The following is a 21098-nucleotide window of genomic DNA, read 5'->3' as shown; positions in this document are numbered from 1 at the left end:
CCTGTGCCAAACTTCCCGCCGTCAACAGTCGCCCGGTACATAGATAATGCATAGTATGCCTCCCTATTGCAAAAAAAAGAAATGACTCCTACCTCTTACGGTAGGAGTCATTACCTGGTCAACCAGGATTTCGAGCGAACTCCATCGCTCCTTAATTACTTTGATTGTAACAAGACCGGACTCCTACGTCAAGAGCGCCGGTAAAGATAGTAATACCACATCTTTAGTCTATCCAAGATCAGTGTAGCAATAAAGGTTATGATCCATAATATTACGATGGCCTGGAACGGAGCTGCGGCCATCACCCAGCCAAAGGTAGCCGGCACAATATCCCCAGAAATTGGCCACTTCTTATATTATTTCTTTAGCAAAAACTTTATTACTGAACTCCTCAAAGATTTTCTTGCATTTTTCCAGCGCCTCTTCCGTTTCGGCTCTAAGGGGAGCACCAAAAATATCTCTGGCGTTTATTTTATTAAACCAGGATAAAAGTTTATTTAGTTCCTCTTCATTCTCTTCTGCCTCGGCAAAAGTTAAGTTTTCATTGTTTGTCTCGTCTTCAATTTCAATAAAGAAATCATTACACTTGTCAATAATCTCCTCATACTCTAGACTTCTGGCTTTATTATAAATTGAAATGACTCTTTGTTCATATTTTTCTTCAATAAATACGGATTCCATTATAATAGTTTCACCGTTATTCGTTTCCAGTTCTTGTGATAGTAATGATAGTGCTGAATAATTCTCCTCACTAAACGGTAAGACCCACATCGACTTCTGTATATTAACAGCACCTTGCTTTCTCAACCCTCTCCAAGCTGCAACCCGTATTCTGGAAGGCTCTGTTGGTAAATTATAGCTTATTACAAGCCATTTTCTCATTAGACCTACCCTACCCCTTATTATCAATAATATATATCCATTTTAACCAGCACCATCCTGGTGCATACCCTTCAACCGTGAGAAACGTACTCCAATTGGGCGAAGTGCTGTTATAACCTACTTGGGGACTTCCCGCTGGAGAGCAACAATCAGACTTAATGAGATTCCGGTTATATAAATGATCCCCAAAAACGGTATCATAACCGTAAGGATGGTAAGATGTTCAACCAATTCAACGAGAATGCAAGTTACAGCTACACCCCAGAATATCCGCCAGTCGCCACAAAAAAAATCAAAAATCGCCGTAAGAGTATGAGTAATGATATTCATGCTCCACCCCCTCCCGCATTAGGGTTAAGTTTCGTTTGAGCACTGCCATAAGGCTTAAGCCACTGCACAATTACAGCACTTAGTAAGAGGAAGAACGCAACTAATACGAACAGGAACCAGTCAGAAAAGGGCCACTCGATACCCATCCCTTCGCCGGACCAGAAGGTTCCAAAAGTGACAAGCATGATTCCGACGATAAACTTGAGAGTATTCTCCGGAATTTTGGTGAGTGGCCCACGAGCTATAACCCCAAATACAACAACAACCAAAAATGCCAAGGAAGCTCCAATTGTCGCATTCCAAATTCCCTGCATTTTATCGGCTGTAGCAGTGGTACCAAAAGTAATCACGATAAAGGCGACCTCCAAGCCTTCGAGCAAAACACTTTTAAGAGAAGTTACAAAACCGAAAGCGTTAAACTCCCGATGGTTTATTCCGCCCTGGGCTTTAAGCTCGCGCATTTCCTCTTCGTAAATCGCTGCTTCATCGTGAATGGCTTTGAGGCCACTGTAACGGAGCAAAGCTTTTTTTAGCCACTGCATGCCAAAGAGCACCAGGATAATTCCGATCACAAGCCTTAGAATCTCAATAGGAATAAAGATAACCAGGGCCGAACCAAATATAGCAACCAAAGCCGCCAGAAGCAACATAGCGACGCCAGCCCCCGACAAACTGCTTCTCCAGTTAATTGTGACGCCCACAGCCAATACAATTGTTAGCGCCTCGACAAATTCCACTATGGAAGCAAGAAAAGATGATACTACAGCAGACCAAAGCATTTCGATTCTCCTTTCTAGTGTCTTATCAATCCGATTTAGTTTCTGTTTGTAACATTCGTTACACATGTAATATTAACACAGTGTAACGGATATTACAATATAGTTTTTTGTGTTTTAACTCTGCCGCCGATTATGTCGTGAACGTCATGAATCGTGACAACAAAAGCATGCGGGTCTTTATCGTCAATAATGGCTTTAAGTTTAACGATCTCAAGCAGTAAAATAATGTTTCCTGCATACCAGCTTCAACACTCTATACAAAAATATGGCGTGTCGCAAAACGTTTTTTCCAAAACGTTTTGCGACACGCCCTTCTTAAGTATCAGACCAAATACCCGGCTATGTAAGCTCAAGATAAAAAATATTGCATCCTCCCATCCTCACTTCCCAGCCTGAAGATCAATAAGCTCATTCCAGTTTTTTGCGGTTATTGCTTCAATGGTCCGTAAGTTTGAATGAAGTTTTTTAAGTTCGCTTTCAACTTTTGCAACAGTATTGGCCAGGTTTTCCAATAATTCATTAGCAGCGTTATTATGTAAGTGCCCATCGGACTCTGGAGCCGCTTCCCCGGCGGATTGCAGCAGCTTTTGAATAAAATCGGCATTTTGCTTTTGGTCCGCAACTAATTTCTCCTGCCCCCCAAACAACTGCTGCTGACCTTCGGACAATAGCTTTTGACCTTCAGTCAGCTGTTTGTGAGCCTCCGCCAATTGCTTCTGGTCATCCAACAACTGTCTCAATACGGCGCCCATACTTCTTTGCTCTTCCAGAATTTTACGTAAAAATTCCTCATCCATCGGCAAACCCCTTTCGATATGAAATACAGAAAAACCGCTCCGTGTTCATATCTCAATTATATGAACAATCATCACCAGAAATGTACTACTGATTATTATGTATAAAATTTACCACGGTAAGCAGGAATTTCTTAAATAATGTCCAATATTAACCACAAAATATCGGGAGGGGTTATTTTGATCATTTATCAAAAGATATCGATTATAATCATCTTATTGCTTCTATTATCTGTTGTTACCGCCTTTGCCGCGCCTGCCGGCATAAAAACTCCCCCCACGCCTGCCAATAATCCGAAAACTCTGCCCGCGCCTGAGGCGCTGATTGAGTTTCGGGTGGACAGGGCCGGGTTTGACGGCAACATAGCCTATGCTGAGGGGGTGTTTTACAATAGCGGTGAGGTAAAAATCAAAAGAATTAAAAGCATAACCGTAAAGCTATGGGGACGCAACAGCAACCAGGAGGACATGCTGGTTGCCGTGGAAACTTTCCGGGATATACCGGTCAACCTGTCGCCGGGGGAATTTTTGCCGCAGGGGCTTTTTTTCCGCAAGATATATGAACGCCGGCATTACCCCAGATGGTGGTCGGAAGAAACGGACTGGGAATTTGAGTTGGAGCGTTCCCTATAGATGGCGGCTGCCAAATCTGTGTCCCCCGTTTTCTTGTATCCGGTCTCAGACACAAGAAAAGCGTCCTCACAGGACGCTTGTAACATTTATTAAATACGGGTTACTGTATTACCCTGCCTTATACCCCAACGCAAACGCCTTTACATTCTCCTCCACAAACTTCGGCACCCGCGCCTGTAAGGCTTTTATCAGGTTCTCCCTGCTGACGGCAGTTTTCAGCTGCTGCCCCAGCATACCGAGAAAAACGATATTGGCAAAGATGTCGCGGCCCAGTTCCCGGACGGCGATATCGCGGGCCGGCAGGGCGGTGTGACGGACACCGGTGCTCAGGTCGGGTTCAATATAGCCTGGATCATAGATAATCGTACCCGCTTTAACCAGACCGGCAAATTTGCTATAGGCTGATTTGGACATGGCGCAGAAGTAGGCCGGATTTTCCACGACCGGGCTGTCGATGGGCGAGCCGGACACCACAATCTGACTACGAACATAGCCGCCCCGGGTTTCGGTGCCGTGACTTACCAGCATGGTGGTGAACAGGCCTTCATAGACTGCCGCCGTGCTGAAAATCTGGCCAAGGCGGACAACACCCTGGCCGCCAAAGCCGCTAATTAAAATCTCAGTCCGCTGCATGTTGTCCCTCCTTTCGCACCGCTGCGGTAAATTGCCGCAGATGCTCGGCAAATTCCGGCCGACCAGCTGCCGTTTCATGATAAATGCCAGTCGTAAAGGTAATTCCCTCAATCTTTTCTTTGGCGGCCGGATCAGGGTTGGTGCGCTCCTTAAGCCAGCGGTAGGCAACCACCGGCTTCCGGGACCCCAAGGCCTTGCCGGCAAAATTAGTGATACAGGGATAGATGATATGCACCAGGGAAAAACCGGTAAACTGAATGGCCTTTTTAATGCTCTCCACGGCATTTTGGCCTTCGATACTGGTATGTCTGGCCAAAAAGCCGGCGCCGGCTGCCCGCAGGATATCCAGGATGTCCCGTCCGTCCTCTACCCAGTTGGGGTCCTGCATGCCATACGGACTGCTGTCGGTAATCGAGCCGCGGGGGGTTGTGCAGCCATACTGGCCGCCGGTAGACTGGTAACCGAAGTTATCGGCCACGATGACGGTCATATCCACATTGCGTCGCACTGAATGCAAGAGGTGCAGCAGGCCGATGCCGAAAGCGTCGCCGTCACCCACGGTAAGGATGATTTTTTGTGCCGGCGGCAGTGCCAGCCGCAAACCGGTGGCAATGGCATACACCCGGCCATGGGTGCCGGCGAAGTTATCGCCTTTCCAGGTGTTGAAGGTCTGCCGGCCGGAACAGCCGATGCCTGTGCCCCATACCACATCGCCGGTATTGAGCCCCAGCTCATCAATAGCCAGCAATACTTTTTTGTGCACTTGGCCCAGACCGCAGCCGCTGCAGGCGGTGCTGGGTATTTTTTTTGCTTTGAGGTACTTTGTTGCTAAATAGTCCATGTCACCAAGCCTCCCGCTGCCATTTTACGCTTGTGAGCGGCCGGTCATTGATTAAATCCCGGGCGGCTGCCACCAGCTCTTCCACCTTGGGCAGTTCGCCGCATCTTCCCAGAAAATGCACCCGGCTGTCTTTGGGAACGGTCCGCTGCACTTCCCGTACCAGCTGACCGTCATAGTTGAGTTCCACCGACAGGTATTTGGCCTTGCGGCTAAAGGCTTCATCCGGAAAAGGCCAGATGGAAGCCAGGCGGATGCCTCCCACTTTCAGGCCCTGCTCCCGGGCTGCTTTTACGGCGCTCTTTAGTACCCGCGACGGGCTGCCGTAAGCTGCCAGGATGACATCCGCATCTTCAATTTCCAGTTCTTCATAGCGGGTGAAGATATCCTTGTGATTTCTTACTTTATAAATCAGGCGATAGGCATGCTTGTGCTGCCATTCCACTTCCTCGGTGTCAAAGCCCTCGGCGGTGGGTGTCCAGTCCGAACAGGCGGCGCCGGTGTTATGCCCCAGGACCACCGGCGGAACATCGATCGCATCGGTGGCCGGATAGAATTCCGGACCATAATTAATTTGCCGGGGAACAACCCTGAGTCCCATCGTTTTTATTTCCTCGTCTGTCTCGGGAATCAGCAGCGTTTCCCAGCCATCGGTGACAATCTGATCGGCCAGGACCGTGACCGGCATGCGGAACCGTTCGGCGAGATAAAAAGCCTCCACGGTCAGGGTGAAAGCTTCCTGGACGCTGTTGGGTGCCAACACGATGCTTTCAAAATTTCCCCCATGGGTCGGGTAGCGGCTGAAGTAAAACTCGCCCTGGCCGGGCGCGCCGGTAATTCCGCTCACCGGACCGACCCGCTGGGCATTGACGACAACTACGGGAATTTCGCTGCCTAAGGCCCAGCCGTAAGGATCGGCGAACAGGATATAGCCGGGACCGGACGTCGACGTCATGGCTTTTAGCCCCCCCAACGAGGCCCCAACACAGATATGCATAGCCGACAGTTCGTCTTCGGCCTGGACGTAATAACCGCCGATCTGCGGCAGCCGGCGGGACATATTTTCGGCAATCTCGGTGGCCGGGGTGATCGGATAGCCGGCGAAAACCTTACAGCCGGCAAAAATAGCGGCTTCGGTAATGGCGGCATTGCCGGTGTCAAATACTCTTTTCATGACAATCCTCCTTTACCGGTCGCTTCGCGATATTGATGGCAAAATCCGGACAGGCGAAAAAACACCGCCGGCAACCGATACAGTTTTCCGGCGCGGTAGCCTGCACCGGCTTATAGCCTTTGTCATTGAAATAATCGGCCTGGCCGAATACCTCTCGGGGGCAGACTTCCCGGCAATAGCCGCAGGCTTTGCAGCCCTGCCCGTCGACCTCTACCTGATAGGCGCCTTGTTTTGGTTCACAAGCCATAACCGCACTCCCCTTTCTTGCGAATACTTCGTCCTGTGATTAGACTTCAGTGGCTGCCGTAAGTTGCTGATACAGTTCAACCAGCTTGCGACGCTGGATCTTGCCGTTGGGACCTTTGGGGAAGTCATTAATACATACAATGTTTTTCGGAACTTTAAAATCCGCCAGGCATTGTTTACAATGGGCAACCACGGTGTCGGTACTTAACTCGGCCCCCGGCCGCAGCTGCACAAAGGCGACAATTTCTTCGCCGAACAGCTTGTCGGGTACGCCAACCGCCGCCGCCACCTCGATCCCGGCCAATTGATACAGGACTTCATCCACCTCGCGCGGCGAAATTTTCTCACCGGCCCGGTTGATTAACTCCTTGCGCCTGCCGGTCAGAAAAAGATAGCCGTCTTCGTCAAAATAGCCCAGGTCGCCGGTATAGAACCAGCCGTCTTTAAAACTTTCCCGGTTTGCTACCGGGTTATTGAGATAGCCCCGGGTCACATTGGCGCCCTGCAGGACGACCTCCCCGGCCACCCCGGCCGGAACCGGCCGGCCGTGTTCATCAACAACCCGCAGGGCATTGCCGGCCGGCAGACCCACGGAACCGGCTTTTCTGACAGCCGGCGGCAGCGGGTTGGTGGCCACCTGGCTGCCGGCTTCCGACAGGCCATAGGCTTCGATGACCGGCACCTTGAACCGCTTCTCGAACTCGGTCAGAATGGCCACAGGCAGGGAGGAGGAGGCCGAGCGGGCGAACCGCAGACTGGTCGACGGCGTATCTGCCGTGGTGGTCGTGGTGGTCTTGGAAAGCAGGATGGACAAAATGGTCGGCACGCCGCTGAACCAGGTTATCTGATAGCGGGTTACCCATTGCCAGAACTGTCGCGCACTGAACTTACGGGGAACAACCGCCCGTCCGCCGCTCAATACCGGCGTGATCTGGGTGATAACCAGGCCGTTGATGTGAAAAAACGGCAAGATGCACAAAACAATATCCTGCGCGGTTAAGCGGTGCCCCTGCCGGATAAAGCCGGCCTCGGCCAGCAAGTTGCCATGGGTGAGCACTACGCCTTTGGGAATACCGGTTGACCCGGAGGTAAACAGCACCAGGGCCTCGTCCTCAGCCTTCGGCGCGGCGATTGCCGCTGCCGGCGCGGGCTGCGGCGGCAACAGCGGGACAACCAGCAGCGCTTCCACTGAACAGCTATCGGCCAGATAATGCCCGGCCCCGGCGCCGCCAAGACCGGGCGGCAATGCCTGGGCTCCGGCCTCGTCGGCGACAATCAGCCGGACAGCGGCCTGGGTCAGCAGGCCGGCTGTTTCCGCCGGTTTGTACTTCGGATTAAGCGGCACAACAACGCCGCCGGCCAGCAAAACGCCCCAGAAAGCCACCACCCAGTTCAAACCGTTTTCCAGCAGCAAAGCCACCCGTGCTTTTGGCTGCAGGCCCTGGTCCGCCAAGTACTGCGCAAATTCACGGGCGGTCTGATAAAAAGCGCCGTAGGTTACGTCAAGCTGTTGTTCAGGTGATGATAAAAAAATGCGCTCCCGGTCGTTGGCAGCGCGATAAGCTAGCAGTTGCGCCAAGGATTCAAACTCCACAGTGCTCTCCCCTTATACGGCATACTGTATAAAAGTGCCCGCCGTATTCCTATTGCTTGATCTTTTTATAATAAGTATCGTCAAATAATTCATTGATATCAAAGTCTTTCTTCAGCACCTTGGTTTCTTTGAGGAAGTCTTTGACCTGCTGCAGCGCGGCAATATCTTCCGGCACAATCTGCGAATCCCAGTTAGAGTCCTTTACGATACGGGAAATCGCCGATACCGGCAGTTTGCTTTCCTTGGCAATCAGCTCCAGCGCTTCATCCGGGTTCTTTTTCATGAATTCGGCGGCTTTCTCGTTGACTTTAAGGATCCGTTCGGTGTACTCCGGGTACTTTTGGGCAAACTCATTGCGAGCCAGGAATACCCCGATATACCGTTTAACCCCGCTGGAGGAATCTTCCAGAACCTTGCCGGCCTTGGCATTCTCCAAAACGGAAGTCCACGGTTCCCAGGTGGCAACCGCAGCGACATTATTGGTCTCCAGCGCGGCCTGATGATCGCTGGCCGGCAGGTTGACGATATCGACGTCATTAGGATTCACACCATTTTTCTGCAGTAAGAGAATCAAGAAATGATGGGCGCTTGAACCAACCTGCACCGCGATCTTTTTGCCTTTCAGCTCGCTTACCCCTTTATAAGGGGCATCCGGCCGGATCAGCAGGGCATTGCCGGCGGGAGTATAGCCGGCGCGGCTGATGACCTTAATATCCACACCGGCCGAACGGGCCGATACAGGCGGCATATCGCCGGTATGGGCGAAGTCGGCGCGGCCGCCGGCAAAGGCTTCAATCATGGGCGGCCCGGACAGATAGAGGTCGTATTTTATCGCTACCCCGTCTTTGGCGAATTCCTCATCATACATACCCTTGGCTTTGGCCAGCAAAATAATAATACTGGAGTTTTGATAGGCTACATGAATCTCTTGCGGTTTTTCCGCCTTTTTTTCTCCGGCGGCCGGTTTGGCGCCGTTGCTGGCGCAGCCTGCTGCTAAAATACCGATTGCAAATAATACCAGAAGCAATACTGTCAGTTTTTTCTTATCCATTTTTCGACTCCTTTTTATTTTTTAGATACTGTAGGCAAACGGCACTTCGACGTCGGCGAAAAATTCGGAGTAAATGGTCTTGCGGATTCTTACAAAATCAAAGCTGTTCCGGTCCCGCGGCCGGAGCAAATCAACCGGGATAATGGATTTAGCCGTTGCCGGCAGTTTCGACATGACCACCACCCGGTCCCCCAGGAAAATGGCTTCGTCAATGTCATGGGTAACCAGGAGAATGGTGGTCTTCTCGGCTTGCCAGATGCGGATAATTTCCTGCTGCATATTGATCCGGGTCATGGCATCGAGAGCGCCAAAGGGTTCATCCAGGAGCAGCACCTGCGGCCGGTTGACCAAGGCCCGGGCGATGCTGACCCGCTGCTGCATGCCGCCGGATAACTGGTGCGGATAGGCATTGACAAAGCCGGCCAGCCCCACCAGTTCCAGATGTTCCTGCACAATACGCTGCTTTTCCGCCTTGCTGGGCCCGTTACCCAGGCCAAAGGCCACATTCTCGGCCACCGTCAGCCAGGGATACAGCCGGGCTTCCTGAAAAACCATGCCCCGGTTGACGCCCGGTCCCTGAATTAAGTTCTCACCCAGGCGGATTTCGCCGGTAAAGCCCCGCTCCAGACCGACAACCAGCCGGAGCAGCGTACTTTTGCCGCAGCCGCTGGGACCGATAATACTGATAAACTCGCCCGGCTTTACCGTCAGATTGATATCTTTGAGAACCGGGACCGGCTTACCCGCAATTTGGAAGGTTTTATTCAAATTAGTGATGGTGAGCGTTTGTGGTGTTGTCGCAGTGATGCTCATTGCTTACCTCCTAGGAATCATGCAGATTTATGTTCCATCTCAACAAACGCTTTTCCAGCAGCCGCAGCAGCTGATCAATAATGATGCCGGTAAAGCCGATGGAAAGTACGCCCACTAACACAACATCGATTTGCGACAATTCCCGGGCATACATAATCATGTAACCAATCCCTGACGCGGCGGCAATCAGTTCGGCCGCCACCACGCTGCGCCAGGCCACGTCAATGCCGACGCGAACCCCGGTAAAGATCGACGGCAGCGCCGCCGGCAGAATCACTTTGGTCAGCAGTGTTATATGATCTTTTTCCAGGATGGTGGCTACTTCCAGGTATTTTTTGTCCACATTGCGGATGCCCTGGACCACGCTTACCAGTACCGTCCAAAAGCTGCCGATGGCAATAACGGTAATCTTGGAGGCCTCGTCGATCCCCATCCAGAGAATAAGTACCGGAATCCAGGCAATTACGGGAATGGGCCGCAGTATCCCAAAGATCAGACTGACGGCAATCCGCAGTTTTTTCACCAGCGCTACCTGGACACCCACCAGTACGCCCAGTGCCGCCCCGATAATAAAGCCTTCGGCCACCCGCAGAATACTTGTCCCCAGATGGACAAGCAGTTCACCGGATTTCAATAATTCCAGCAGAGTCTCGGCAATGGCAGAAGGCCGTGGCAGCAGGTTGGTCCGGATTAAACCGTATTTACCGGCGGCCTCCCAGATAGCCAGCAAAATAACCGGCGCCACGAGTGCAAGATAGTTTTCCTGCAGCCACAAAACAATTTTTTTCATTGCTCCTCCCTGTTTCCCCCTTTTTCCTTAGCTGAATTTTGAAAATAAAAAAGAAAGGCCAAAGAATTCTTAAGGGCTTCTTAAGAAATTCTTTGCCTTCAGTTATCTGATCAGCATAGATAGATTTAGTATAGCGGACCTAAACATAGCTGTCAATACTGTTTCTGGTTTTTTACCGCCTGCAGCCGCGCCAGCGTAGCCTCGTTCAGACTTGTCCCGCCCAGCGGGTACTCTATTCCCAGGAACTCGTATTTTTGCTGTCCCAGACGGTGATAGGGCAGCAGCTCGTAGCTGACGCCAGCCCGTCCCTTAAGGAAGTCGCTGATCGCCGCAATGTCGGCCTCGGTATCATTAAAACCGGGGATTACCGGTGTCCTGACCAGCACCGGCAGGTCGGGAAAGGCGGCGGTCACTTTGTTGAAGTTTTCCAGAATGAGCTGGTTGGGCAGCCGGGTATGGGTCCGGTGCCGGCCGGCATCCAGACATTTAATATCATAGATCAAGGTGTTGAGATAGCGGCATGCCTCTGCCAGCGTCTGCCAGTGGGCATAGCCGCTGGTTTCCATGGCGGTGTTCAGCCGGCGGCGTTTGGCCTCCTTAAGCAAGGCCAGCGTGAAATCGCCCTGCAGCAGCGGTTCGCCGCCGCTCACCGTCAGACCCCCGCCCGACCGGGAATAAAAGACATTATCGCTTTCCACCACCGCTAAAATATCGTCAACAGTCATCAACTGGCCGAAGGTGTGCAGCGCCGTGGTCGGACACGCCGTCGTACAGTTGAAACACCGCCGGCAGACCTCCCTGTCCACCGCCGGCTTGTCATTGTCCGCCGGTCTAATCGCCTTATGCGGACAAGCCTTGAGACAACTGCCGCAAGCGGCAAGTCCGATGCATTTGTTCGGGTTATAAGCCAGCTCCGGCCTGGTATCCTGGGATTCCGGGTTACTGCACCAGCGGCACCTAAGCGGGCAGCCTTTAAGAAACACCATGGTTCTGATCCCCGGGCCATCATGGACCGAAAATTGCTGAATGTTAAATACATAACCTGCATGTTGGTGATTGGCTTCCATCGCGTTCCTCCTACAGGCTGTGCTCGGTCCTGGCAATCACGTCATTCTGCAGATCAGGGGAAAGATCGATGAAGTAGGCGCTGTAGCCGGCCACCCGCACCAGCAGGTTCCGGTATTTGTCCGGGTCTTTCTGTGCCGCCAGCAGTGTCTCCTTGTTGATGATATTAAACTGCAAATGCCAGAGTTTTAAATCACACCAGCTGCGGATGAAGGCGGTAATTTTGTCGGTACCCGCCTCACCCTGCACGCACGCCGGGCTTAATTTGATATTTAAGAGCCGGGCGGCTCGTTCTTTATAGCCCAGATTTTTGGAATTGGCGTTGGACATTAGTACGGCGGTCGGGCCCTTGGTATCGGCGCCATGGGAGGCCGACGAACCGTCGGACAGGGCCGTCCCGGCCTTGCGGCCGTTGGCCGTCGCCCCGACCACCTTGCCGAAAGGCACATGGGAAGTGACCGGCACATACCTTAGATCCAGACTGGCGCCAATGGTCCGGGAATATTTATGGGTAAATTCCAGCGCCGCCAGATCAATGCTTTTGGCCAGCCCGTCGGCGTAAGGGTCGTTATTGCCATAGCGGGGAGCGTTTAACAGCAATTGCCGGGTGGCCTCATAGCCCGCGAAATTATTATCCAGGGCGGCAAACAGTTCCGCCAGGGATAGTTTCCGGTCTTCATACACCAGTTTTTTAATGGCGGCCAGTGAATCCACCACCGTGCCGTAGCCGATAATGTCAAAATAGCCCAGGTCAATGCCGCCCGCGATTTGGGCCGCATGCAGATCCTTGTACTGCTTTTGGCACTGGTCGTGCAGGGTGGAGCCCAGGGGCGCGGCAAAATGCTTTTCCCGCAGGCTGTTGACAAGATACTGCTGTTTGAAAGCCTGCTTCAGCAGATAGGTCTGCTGGGTAAGATAGGCCTGCCAGAAATCCTCCCAGGTTGCCAGGCTGTCCAGTTCGCCGGTGGCGAGCGTCAAGAATTCGGGGCCGTAGATCTTCATGCGGCCGTTGTACAGGACCAGTTCCAGGGCCGCTGCGATATTAACATAGGCGCAGGGACTGGTATAGGTATCGCGGTTGGGCATCCTGACCTCGGTGCAGCCGGAGACGGCATAGGTATTGGCCTCCCGGAAAGCGGCGCCTTTGGCGACCAGTAGCGGGATGACCTCTTCATCGTTGATCAGTTTGGGAAAGCCGGAGCCTTCCTTTACCGTCTCGGCGATTTCATACAGGTAGCGTCCCGGCGAGCGGGCGTGAACCCGGGCCGCCAGATCGGGATAGTTGATGGGGAATTCGCGTTTGGATTCCAGGAACAAATAGGTCAGCTCATTGGTGGCATCCTCGCCGTTCTCATCCTGGCCGCCAATAGTCACCGCCTCCCAGTGGGCATACGCTTCATTGAAGCAGGCCCCGGCGGGACTGACATACAGATCCATATACTGGGCCATGCCGACCCACATGCATTCCAGCAGTTCCTTGGCGCCCTCGGCGTCCAGCCGGCCCTGCTCAACATCGGCCCTGTAGAACGGATAAAAGTACTGATCCATCCGCCCGTTGGAAATGGTGGCCCCGGTCTTTTGCTCCAGCCGGGAAAACATTTGGGTAAACCATTGGGCCTGGACGGCTTCGTGGAAAGTCCGGGCCGGATTCTCCGGCACCCACTCGCAGATTGCGGTCAGCGCCTGGAGCTCGGCTTTTCGCTGCGGATCAACTTCAGTTGCGGCCAGCCTGGCGGCCAGCGCGGCATGGCGCTTGGCCCATATCACAATGGCGTCCGCCACCAGAATAACGGCCTCCAGAAAAGGCGCTTTCTCCAGGGCGTCCTGCGGGTCAAACAAATCCAGCGCTGCCAGCCGTTCCTCGGCTTCCTGGCGGATGGCTTTAAAGCCCTTTTGCAATACTTTTTCAAAATCATGCACCCATTGCAGCGCCGAGCGCATGGTCGCCGTTTCATTCACAATATACCTGGATTTGGTTATTTCATCCGGGTCATAGGTTACCCGCAAGACATCGGGCGGCAGCGACCGGGCCAGATCTTCGTAAAATGTCCGGCCCTGCCAGTAAGGGGCAATTTCCTGCTCGATGCAGCGTAAATCCTCCTCGCTGATGGAAAAGGGCGATTCAACACGATTGGTCAGTTCGGCAACTTTGCCTAAAAAGCAGCCGTCCAGTTCCGGATAGATGAGTCCGTACCGGCCCGGGCACCCCGCCCGGCTGGCCAGCAACTGCCGGTCGTCAATATATACGGTGATGTTCCCGGCAATGTGCTTCAATGCCTTGGCCCAGCGCAGAATGAGCGGCTGACCTTCGGTGGTTTTAAAGGATGCGGTGAAATACTTGGCGCGTTCGATATCGATGATTGGCTTCGTGCCTTTAATGGCATTGAAAATTGCGTACGGTCGCGGCCTGCCGGCAGCCTGGTGCCGGCCTTGCCGTTCGTCCTCAAGCCGTTGTTCCTGCGGTGATAAAAGAGCAGTGGCTAATGCCATGGCTAACCCTCCTTATTTTTAAAAAACTTTGTTAAACCTGGTCGTGCTCGGTGCGGGCGATCATATCGTTTTGCAGATCGGGCGACAGGTCGGTGAAATAGGCGCTGTACCCGGCCACCCTGACCAGCAGATCCCGGTACTTGTCCGGTTCCTTTTGCGCCGCCAGCAAGGTTGCCTTATTGATGATATTAAACTGCAGATGCCACAGTTTTAAGTCACACCAGGTCCTGATAAAGGCTACCAGTCGGGCTGTGCCGCTCTCGCCGGCCACGCAGGCCGGACTCAGTTTGATGTTTAAGAGCCGCGCCGCCCGTTCCCGGTAGTTATAGTTTTTCGAATTAAAATTGGACAATAAGACGGCGGTCGGCCCGTGCCCATCGGCGCCGTGGGAGGCCGACGAGCCGTCGGCCAGCGGTGTCCATGCCTCCCGTCCGTTGGGCGTGGCGCTGACCACTTTGCCAAACGGCACATGGGAGGTAAACGGTACATACCGCAAATCCAAGTGGACTCCCAGTTCCTGCGAGTATTTTCTGGCAAAGCGCAATGCCTCCAGGTCAACCGCTTTGGCAATGTCGTCGGCGTAGGGATCATTGTTTCCGTACTTGGGCGCCCGCAGCAGCCATTGCCGGACAATCTCGCTGCCTGTAAAATTGTTGGCCAGGGCCGTCAGTAACTGGTCCATGGTCAGCCGCTGTTCCTCGTAAACCAGCTTCTTGACGGCAGACAGCGAGTCCACCACCGTCCCGTAACCGATAAACTCAAAATACCCCAGATCAATGCCGCCCGGAATAACCGGCGAATGCAGGTCGCGGCAGCTGTCCATGCATAAATCATGCAGCGCCGAGGCCAAAGGCACAGCAAAATGCCGGGGCCGCAGCCGGATGATGGTGTGCTGCTGAATAAAAGCATGCTTCAGGAAGTTGGTCTGCTGGCTAAGATAGGCCTGCCAGAAATCCTCCCAGGTGGTAAAGGTGCGCGGGTCGCCGGTGGTAAGGCCGATGGTCTCGTCGCCGTACCGCTGCATTTTGCCGTTATATAGTGTCATCTCCAGGGCGGCGGCAAAATTAATGTAGGCGCAGGGGCTGGTATAGGTATCCCGGTTGGGCATCCGGCATTCCGAACAGCCCGAAACCGCATAGTCATAGGCTTCCTCCAGGCCGGCCCCTTTGGCCAGCAGCAGCGGAATGACCTCTTCATCGTTGATGAGCTTGGGAAAACCCGAGCCGTCCTTGATGGTATCAGCCACTTCGTACAAATACCGCTCCGGGGCGCGGGCGTGAATGCGGGCCGCCAGATCGGGATAATTTAAGGGAAAATCCCGTTTGGACTGCAGGAACAGGTAGGTCAATTCGTTGCTGGCATCCCGGCCGTCAGGGGTCTGGCCGCCGACGGTAACAGCCTCCCAGTGGGCATAGCCTTCATTAAAGGCCCCGCCGGTGGGCGAAATATACAGATCAACAAACTGCGCCATCCCCACCCACATGCATTCCAGCAATTCGGTGGCCTGCCGGGGGGTGATACGGCCTGCCGCCAGGTCCTGGGCATAGTAGGAAAATAAGTACTGATCCATGCGGCCGTTGGAAATAATGGTGCCGGTCTTCTGTTCCAGCCGGGAGAACAACTGGGTAAACCATTGCGCCTGCAGGGCTTCGTGGAAGGTGCGGGCCGGATTTTCCGGCACCCGCTGGCATAGCCTGGCAATATCCAATAATTCGGCTTTGCGTTGGCAGTCGCCTTCCGCTTCCGCCAGCTCGGCCGCCAGTTTGGCATGCCGCCGCGCCCAGATAACAATGGCGTCGCACACAATAATGACGGCTTGCAGAAACGGCGCCTTCTCGGTGTTGTCCACCGGACTTAAAGGGTCTAAGGCGGCCAGCCGGGCGTCGGCGTCTTCCCGCAGTCCTTTAAAGCCCTTTTTCAGTACTTTCTCATAATCATGGACCCATTGGATAGACGAACGGAAAGAGGCCGTCTCATTGACGATAAAGCGGGAGTTTAAAACATTCTCCGGATCATAGGTCAGCTTAATAGTCGTGGCCGGCAGGGCCTTGGCCAGGTTTTCATGAAAGGTTTTGCCTTTCCAGTAGGGAGCGATCCGGCTGATTACAATCCCGGCGTCCCGGCTGGCGATATCGAAAGGCGAAGCCCCCCGTTTCGGCAGCTCTTCCAGTGCGGTATCGAGAAAATCGCCGTCCAGTTCCGGGTAGAGAATGCCGTGGCGGCCAGGCTGGCCCACCCGGCCGGCCAGGAGCTGATGCTCGTCAATGTAGACCGTGATGTTCTCGGCAATATGCTGTAAGGCCTTAGCCCAGCGAAGTACCAAAGGCTCGCCTTCCGTCCGGCGGAATGATTCGGTAAAATAGCGGGCTCTTTCAATATCAATCCGCGGCCGGGCACCTTTAAAGCTGTTTAAGATCGCATACACCCTTGCTCTGTCCGGGGCGGGGTTTGAGCCTTGCCATTCGGCCTGAATTCGTTTTTCCTGCGGCGACAGTACCGTGCTGCCTGGCGACATACCGGCTTCCCTCCTTAGTAAAATAAAAAACAAAAAAGGCTAGACTACCGCTGCCGGTAATCTAGCCTTCAGTCATCTGATCAGCTACTAATTCACTGTATGTAATTTATTTAATTGTAGCAGGAATGGGCCAATAATTCAACAATATTTCACGGAGATACTACTTTTTGGCCAGATTGAGATCCCGAGTAGCATACTATCCATCTCCTTTTCCACGAGTCGCATTTTAGAACGTTAACATCTCAATTGAACATAAAAAATCCTCTTGCATGAGGTTTGCCGGGCGGAAGTCGCTCAACTCTTGGCGGGGGAGGGCGACTTCTCTTGTTATGTCAATTATAAAAGGCTGCATCCCAATGAATGGAATACAGCCTCCAGCTTTAGCTAGCCAGTTGTAATAATCTAATTAATAATGTAATAATTTGTCAGTAGCAAGTATACCCCATTGTTTGTCCGGTGTCAATATTTTAATGTTTTCGCTGTTATAAGCTCTGCCTTGATCATCCTGCGCCTAATTGTACTCGGTATTTATAACTATACGCAGGGGATTTTCCACATCAACAATAGTTTGGGACTATCCCTTTTCCCGGCCCTGGTGTAAAATAGTCTTAGCAGTTATTGTCATTGATCAAACCGATGACAATAAGACTCGAAAGGCGGGTAGAGCATGGAAGAGATATTAAAACTGTTACTTGAAGAGGTTAAAGGCTTGAAAGGTGATATTCAAAGCCTTAAACAAGGCCAACAGCAGACCGACCAGCGCCTTGACCGGATGGAGTCCGACATTACCGGTATTAAATCCGATATTACCGGTATTAATTCCAATATTACCGGTATTAATTCCGATATTGCCGGTATTAAATCCGATATTACCAGTATTAATTCCGATATTACCGACCTAAAGACCACAGTCAGTAATATTGAAGGTCAACAAATGGAGAATAGCCGCATTATTCATGCGCTCCGGCATAACTCAGAAGAAGTAAACGCCCAGCTTCATAATATTGGCCACAATCTTGATGTACTGACCGGCAAAGCAGCTACCAAAGAGGATGTTTCCGAACTAAACGCCAAATTTGACGTGCTAAATAACCGCCTATTTCAACAAGAAGCGGCCATTCATCAATTAAAAGCAGTAAAGTAACTCCGGCTATCCCGCAAGGGGTTTCATCCAGTTAACGGACTACTAGCTTTTTTATGGATTAATGGGAATTTTACATTAACAAGAGGCTTCCGAATGCTCGGAAGCCTTGATTTTTCTGGTGACCCACCACGGAATCGAACCGTGAACCTACTGATTAAGAGTCAGTTGCTCTGCCAGTTGAGCTAGTGAGTCATGATGGCTGGGGCGCTAGGACTCGAACCTAGGAATGCGGGAGTCAGAGTCCCGTGCCTTACCAACTTGGCGACGCCCCATTATTATAGATTTTTTATTTTGCGACTAATAAATATTATATATATGGTTTTAAGTTTTGTCAAACAAATAGAAGCGAAATTTATCAATATGATATTCTTACCTGCGCAGGTAAGGATATTTGTGGTGTGAAAAACTATAAAAAAGAAGGATTTTTGAATATTCAGGATGAATATAAAACTCTTGTAAAGTTTTCATAGAATAAATTAATATGTATTATAGGTTATATTTATATACGAACTTGTTTTATGTCAGCAGATGCAAAAACCTATAAGCATACTGGAAGGGGTGTGGACCATGACGCGATTTAGCTTTAGTATGTGAAAAAAATCTTATATATACTTCAGTTTGAAGGAGAGGAATACTTGTAATGGAAATGATCACTATAACCGTCAATGGTCAGCCCGTACAAACGCACAAGGGTGCCACCGTATGGGAAGCAGCCCGTAACGCCGGCATCCATATTCCCACATTATGCCATCTTGCTGATTTAACTCCCGAAGGCGCCTGCCGGGTCTGTGTCGTCGAAGTCGAAGGAGCGCGGGGACTGTCCACAGCCTGTACATGTTCCGTATCTGAGGGAATGGTTGTGCGCACAGAGTCGCCAGCCATTCAGGAAGCGCGAAAATGCGTGGTCGAACTGATGCTGGCCAACCATCCGCCGGAGTGCCTTACCTGCCAGCGCAACCAGGATTGTGAATTGCAAGCTCTGGCGGCTCAGCTTGGGATCAGGGAAATTCGCTTTGAAGGGGCAAAACGTCAATTTGCCGTCGATGACAGCAATCCTTTCATAGTCAGGGATAACAACAAATGTATATTATGCGGCCGTTGTGTCCGCGTCTGCCAGGAGTTGCAGTGCTGCGACACCCTGGATTGGACGAAACGCGGCTTCAATACCAAAATATCGCCGGCTTTTGATGTTGCAATCGCCGAATCCAATTGCATGTTTTGCGGCACTTGCGTATCGGCTTGCCCGGTAGGCGCCTTGACCGAAAAAAACATGCACGGCGCGGGAACACCGGACAAAAAGGTCAAAACAACCTGTCCCTTCTGCGGCGTGGGCTGCAACTACGACCTTAATGTCAAAGACGGCAAGGTAATCGGCGTGACTTCCAATCTGACCAGTGCGGTCAATGGCCGGCTCACCTGTGTGAAAGGCCGCTTCGGCACCGATTACGTTCATAGCCCGGAACGCCTGACCACACCGCTGATAAAGAAAAACGGCGAATTCGTAGCAGCCTCCTGGGATGAAGCCCTGGATTTGGTTGCCGCTAAATTCAATGAAATAAAACAGGCCCACGGCAGTGACGCTTTGGCGGCTATCAGCTCGGCCCGCTGTGTGAATGAAGAAAACTATTTGATGCAAAAATTTATGCGCGCCGTAATCGGTACCAATAATGTGGATCATTGCGCCCGGGTCTGCCACGCTCCCACTGTGGCCGGCCTGGCAGCCACCTTCGGTTCCGGGGCATCCACCAATTCAATTAATGAAATTAGTGACGATAAAGTAATTTTCTTGATCGGCGGCAACCCCACCGAAGCTCACCCCGTCGTCGGCGCCAAAATACGCCAGGCCTGCCGCAAAGGCGCCAAACTGATTGTGGCCGACCCGCGCAAAATTGAATTGGCCGCTAAAGCCGATATATTTATGCAGCTTAAGCCCGGTACCGACATTGCCCTTATTAACGGTCTGATGCGTATTATCCTCAAAGCCGGCTGGCACGATCAGGAATTTATTAAGAACTGCACCACCGACTTTGATAAAATGGCGGCAGTAGTGGAGAAATACACCCCGGAATATGTGGAGGGCATAACCGGCGTCCCGCAGCATTTACTGTTGGAAGCAGCCAAAATCTATGCAACTGCTGAACGGGCGGCGATATTCTACACCCTTGGCATTACCGAGCATACCTGCGGCACCGACAATGTTATGAGCCTGGCTAATTTAGCTATGCTGACAGGCAATGTGGGCAAACTCAACGCCGGCGTCAACCCGTTGCGCGGCCAGAATAACGTTCAGGGCTCCTGCGACATGGGGGCGTTGCCCAATGTTTATTCCGGCTATCAGAAAGTTACCGACCCGCAGGCCCGGGAAAAATTTGAAAAAGCCTGGGGGGTAAAGCTGCCGGATAAAGTCGGGATGATGCTTCCCGACATGTTTGACGCCGCTGTCAGCGGTAAACTGAAAGCGATGTATGTTATGGGGGAAGACCCGGTGCTGACGGACGGCAATACCCATCATGTGCACAAAGGATTTGAGAGTCTCGAATTTTTGGTAGTGCAGAATATTTTTATGACCGAAACAGGCAAATTGGCCGATGTTATCCTGCCGGCAGCTTCTTTTGCCGAAAAAGACGGCTCTTTCACCAACTGTGAGCGCCGTGTGCAGCGTGTCCGCAAAGCTATTGAGCCAATCGGCGACAGCCGGCCCGACTGGGAAATTATCAGAGATTTGTCAAACAAAATGGGCTATTCCATGTCCTACACCCATGCCAGTGAAATTATGGATGAAATGGCCTCGCTAAGCCCGATGTTCGCCGGTCTCTCCTTTGAACGCATTGATGAAAAAGGATTGCAGTGGCCGGTACCCGATAAAGAGCATCCGGGTACCCAGTATTTGCACAAAGACGGCAACTTCACTCACGGCAAAGGCATATTTAAGGCCATAGAGCATCAACCGCCCGCCGAGGAGCCTGATGCCGAATATCCGCTGCTGCTTACTACCGGCCGTATTTTGTATCATTATAATATTACTACCGCCGGTTATTCCAAAAATCTGACAGCCCACCGTCCTGAGGAGCGGGTTATGATCCATCCTGGAGATGCTAAAAGTTTAGGCATTAGTGACCAGGATACCGTCACCGTCTCATCCCGCCGGGGATCGGTCCAAGCCAAGGCTTGGGTAACCTCTGCCGTGCTGCCCGGCGGCATCTGGATGTCCTTCCATTACCCCGCATCTCCCACGAATCAAATTACCAGCGGTGCGTACGACAAAATAACCAAAACCTATGAATATAAGGCATGTGCCGCCAAAGTAGAAAAAACTGCGGTGTAGGC

Annotated in this window: 19 protein-coding genes, 2 tRNA genes and 1 riboswitch; of the genes, 3 read left to right on the top strand and 18 right to left on the bottom strand. The window is 52.1% G+C overall.

From position 1 onward, the window contains the following. Positions 1–94 precede the first annotated feature (94 nt). Positions 95–158: riboswitch (Fluoride riboswitch) on the bottom strand. 193 nt (positions 159–351) lie between these two features. The 5 genes from MAMMFC1_RS08945 to MAMMFC1_RS08925 all read right to left on the bottom strand — a co-directional run bounded on the left by MAMMFC1_RS08945 (position 352) and on the right by MAMMFC1_RS08925 (position 2788). Continuing rightward, positions 352–882, bottom strand: a complete 531-nt coding sequence (locus tag MAMMFC1_RS08945; RefSeq protein WP_126308211.1) for a Chromate resistance protein ChrB — start codon at positions 880–882, stop codon at positions 352–354. Positions 883–999: 117 nt separating this feature from the next. Next, positions 1000–1212: a hypothetical protein gene (locus MAMMFC1_RS08940; protein WP_126308210.1), complete on the bottom strand. Its 213-nt coding sequence runs from the start codon at positions 1210–1212 to the stop codon at positions 1000–1002. Continuing rightward, entirely contained in the window at positions 1209–1991 is a 783-nt protein-coding gene (locus MAMMFC1_RS08935) for a COG4280 domain-containing protein (RefSeq protein ID WP_126308209.1), read from the bottom strand. The genes MAMMFC1_RS08940 and MAMMFC1_RS08935 overlap by 4 nt, the downstream gene beginning before the upstream one ends. A gap of 92 nt (positions 1992–2083) precedes the next feature. Beyond that, a complete protein-coding gene (locus tag MAMMFC1_RS08930; RefSeq protein WP_269471886.1) occupies positions 2084–2200 on the bottom strand; it encodes a DUF2179 domain-containing protein in 117 nt (38 codons plus the stop codon). A gap of 171 nt (positions 2201–2371) precedes the next feature. Continuing rightward, positions 2372–2788 (bottom strand): hypothetical protein, encoded by a 417-nt coding sequence (locus MAMMFC1_RS08925; protein WP_126308208.1) that lies wholly within the window; start codon positions 2786–2788, stop codon positions 2372–2374. Between the two features lie 177 nt (positions 2789–2965). Here MAMMFC1_RS08925 and MAMMFC1_RS08920 point away from each other — a divergent pair, with 177 nt between their 5' ends. Continuing rightward, positions 2966–3418, top strand: a complete 453-nt coding sequence (locus MAMMFC1_RS08920; RefSeq protein WP_126308207.1) for a hypothetical protein — start codon at positions 2966–2968, stop codon at positions 3416–3418. A 108-nt stretch (positions 3419–3526) separates the two neighbouring features. On the opposite strand, the gene MAMMFC1_RS08915 is transcribed toward MAMMFC1_RS08920, so the two are convergent. The 11 genes from MAMMFC1_RS08915 to hpsG (MAMMFC1_RS08865) form a co-directional block, all read right to left on the bottom strand. Next, on the bottom strand, positions 3527–4051 hold the full coding sequence (locus tag MAMMFC1_RS08915) for a 2-oxoacid:acceptor oxidoreductase family protein (protein WP_126308206.1): 525 nt from the start codon (positions 4049–4051) through the stop codon (positions 3527–3529). Continuing rightward, on the bottom strand, positions 4038–4892 hold the full coding sequence (locus MAMMFC1_RS08910) for a thiamine pyrophosphate-dependent enzyme (protein WP_126308205.1): 855 nt from the start codon (positions 4890–4892) through the stop codon (positions 4038–4040). Before MAMMFC1_RS08910 ends, MAMMFC1_RS08915 begins: the two co-directional genes overlap by 14 nt. A gap of 1 nt (position 4893) precedes the next feature. After that, positions 4894–6063, bottom strand: coding sequence for a 2-oxoglutarate ferredoxin oxidoreductase subunit alpha (locus tag MAMMFC1_RS08905; protein ID WP_126308204.1), 1170 nt, complete (start codon positions 6061–6063; stop codon positions 4894–4896). Continuing rightward, positions 6047–6310: a 4Fe-4S dicluster domain-containing protein gene (locus tag MAMMFC1_RS08900; RefSeq protein ID WP_126308203.1), complete on the bottom strand. Its 264-nt coding sequence runs from the start codon at positions 6308–6310 to the stop codon at positions 6047–6049. The genes MAMMFC1_RS08905 and MAMMFC1_RS08900 overlap by 17 nt, the downstream gene beginning before the upstream one ends. 39 nt (positions 6311–6349) lie before the next feature. Next, positions 6350–7903: an AMP-binding protein gene (locus tag MAMMFC1_RS08895; RefSeq protein WP_126308202.1), complete on the bottom strand. Its 1554-nt coding sequence runs from the start codon at positions 7901–7903 to the stop codon at positions 6350–6352. 49 nt (positions 7904–7952) lie between these two features. Continuing rightward, entirely contained in the window at positions 7953–8954 is a 1002-nt protein-coding gene (locus tag MAMMFC1_RS08890) for an ABC transporter substrate-binding protein (protein WP_126308201.1), read from the bottom strand. A gap of 21 nt (positions 8955–8975) precedes the next feature. Continuing rightward, a complete protein-coding gene (locus MAMMFC1_RS08885) occupies positions 8976–9767 on the bottom strand; it encodes an ABC transporter ATP-binding protein (protein ID WP_126308200.1) in 792 nt (263 codons plus the stop codon). Between the two features lie 10 nt (positions 9768–9777). Continuing rightward, positions 9778–10557, bottom strand: coding sequence for an ABC transporter permease (locus MAMMFC1_RS08880; RefSeq protein ID WP_126308199.1), 780 nt, complete (start codon positions 10555–10557; stop codon positions 9778–9780). Between the two features lie 152 nt (positions 10558–10709). Continuing rightward, positions 10710–11624: a (2S)-3-sulfopropanediol dehydratase activating enzyme gene (gene hpsH, locus MAMMFC1_RS08875; RefSeq protein WP_126308198.1), complete on the bottom strand. Its 915-nt coding sequence runs from the start codon at positions 11622–11624 to the stop codon at positions 10710–10712. A gap of 10 nt (positions 11625–11634) precedes the next feature. Further along, complete coding sequence (gene hpsG, locus MAMMFC1_RS08870) at positions 11635–14112, bottom strand: (2S)-3-sulfopropanediol dehydratase (RefSeq protein ID WP_126308197.1); 2478 nt, start codon at positions 14110–14112, stop codon at positions 11635–11637. 31 nt (positions 14113–14143) lie between these two features. After that, positions 14144–16627 carry a (2S)-3-sulfopropanediol dehydratase gene (gene hpsG / locus MAMMFC1_RS08865; protein ID WP_126308196.1) on the bottom strand — a complete coding sequence of 828 codons (2484 nt, stop codon included), beginning with the start codon at positions 16625–16627 and terminating at the stop codon, positions 14144–14146. 667 nt (positions 16628–17294) lie between these two features. Here hpsG (MAMMFC1_RS08865) and MAMMFC1_RS21465 point away from each other — a divergent pair. After that, entirely contained in the window at positions 17295–17771 is a 477-nt protein-coding gene (locus MAMMFC1_RS21465; protein WP_158618713.1) for a hypothetical protein, read from the top strand. 116 nt (positions 17772–17887) lie between these two features. Here the strand turns inward: MAMMFC1_RS21465 and MAMMFC1_RS08850 are convergent. Further along, positions 17888–17963: transfer RNA gene (locus MAMMFC1_RS08850), tRNA-Lys, on the bottom strand. A gap of 4 nt (positions 17964–17967) precedes the next feature. Beyond that, positions 17968–18043: transfer RNA gene (locus MAMMFC1_RS08845), tRNA-Gln, on the bottom strand. Between the two features lie 368 nt (positions 18044–18411). Here MAMMFC1_RS08845 and fdhF point away from each other — a divergent pair. Further along, positions 18412–21096, top strand: coding sequence for a formate dehydrogenase subunit alpha (gene fdhF / locus MAMMFC1_RS08840; protein ID WP_126308193.1), 2685 nt, complete (start codon positions 18412–18414; stop codon positions 21094–21096). Positions 21097–21098 lie beyond the last annotated feature (2 nt).

The sequence above is a fragment of the Methylomusa anaerophila genome (genome assembly GCF_003966895.1).
Classification (GTDB): Bacteria; Bacillota; Negativicutes; order Sporomusales; family Sporomusaceae; genus Methylomusa; species Methylomusa anaerophila.
The sequence above is the reverse complement of the archived record's forward strand: the minus strand, read 5'-3'. Positions and strand labels throughout refer to the sequence as shown.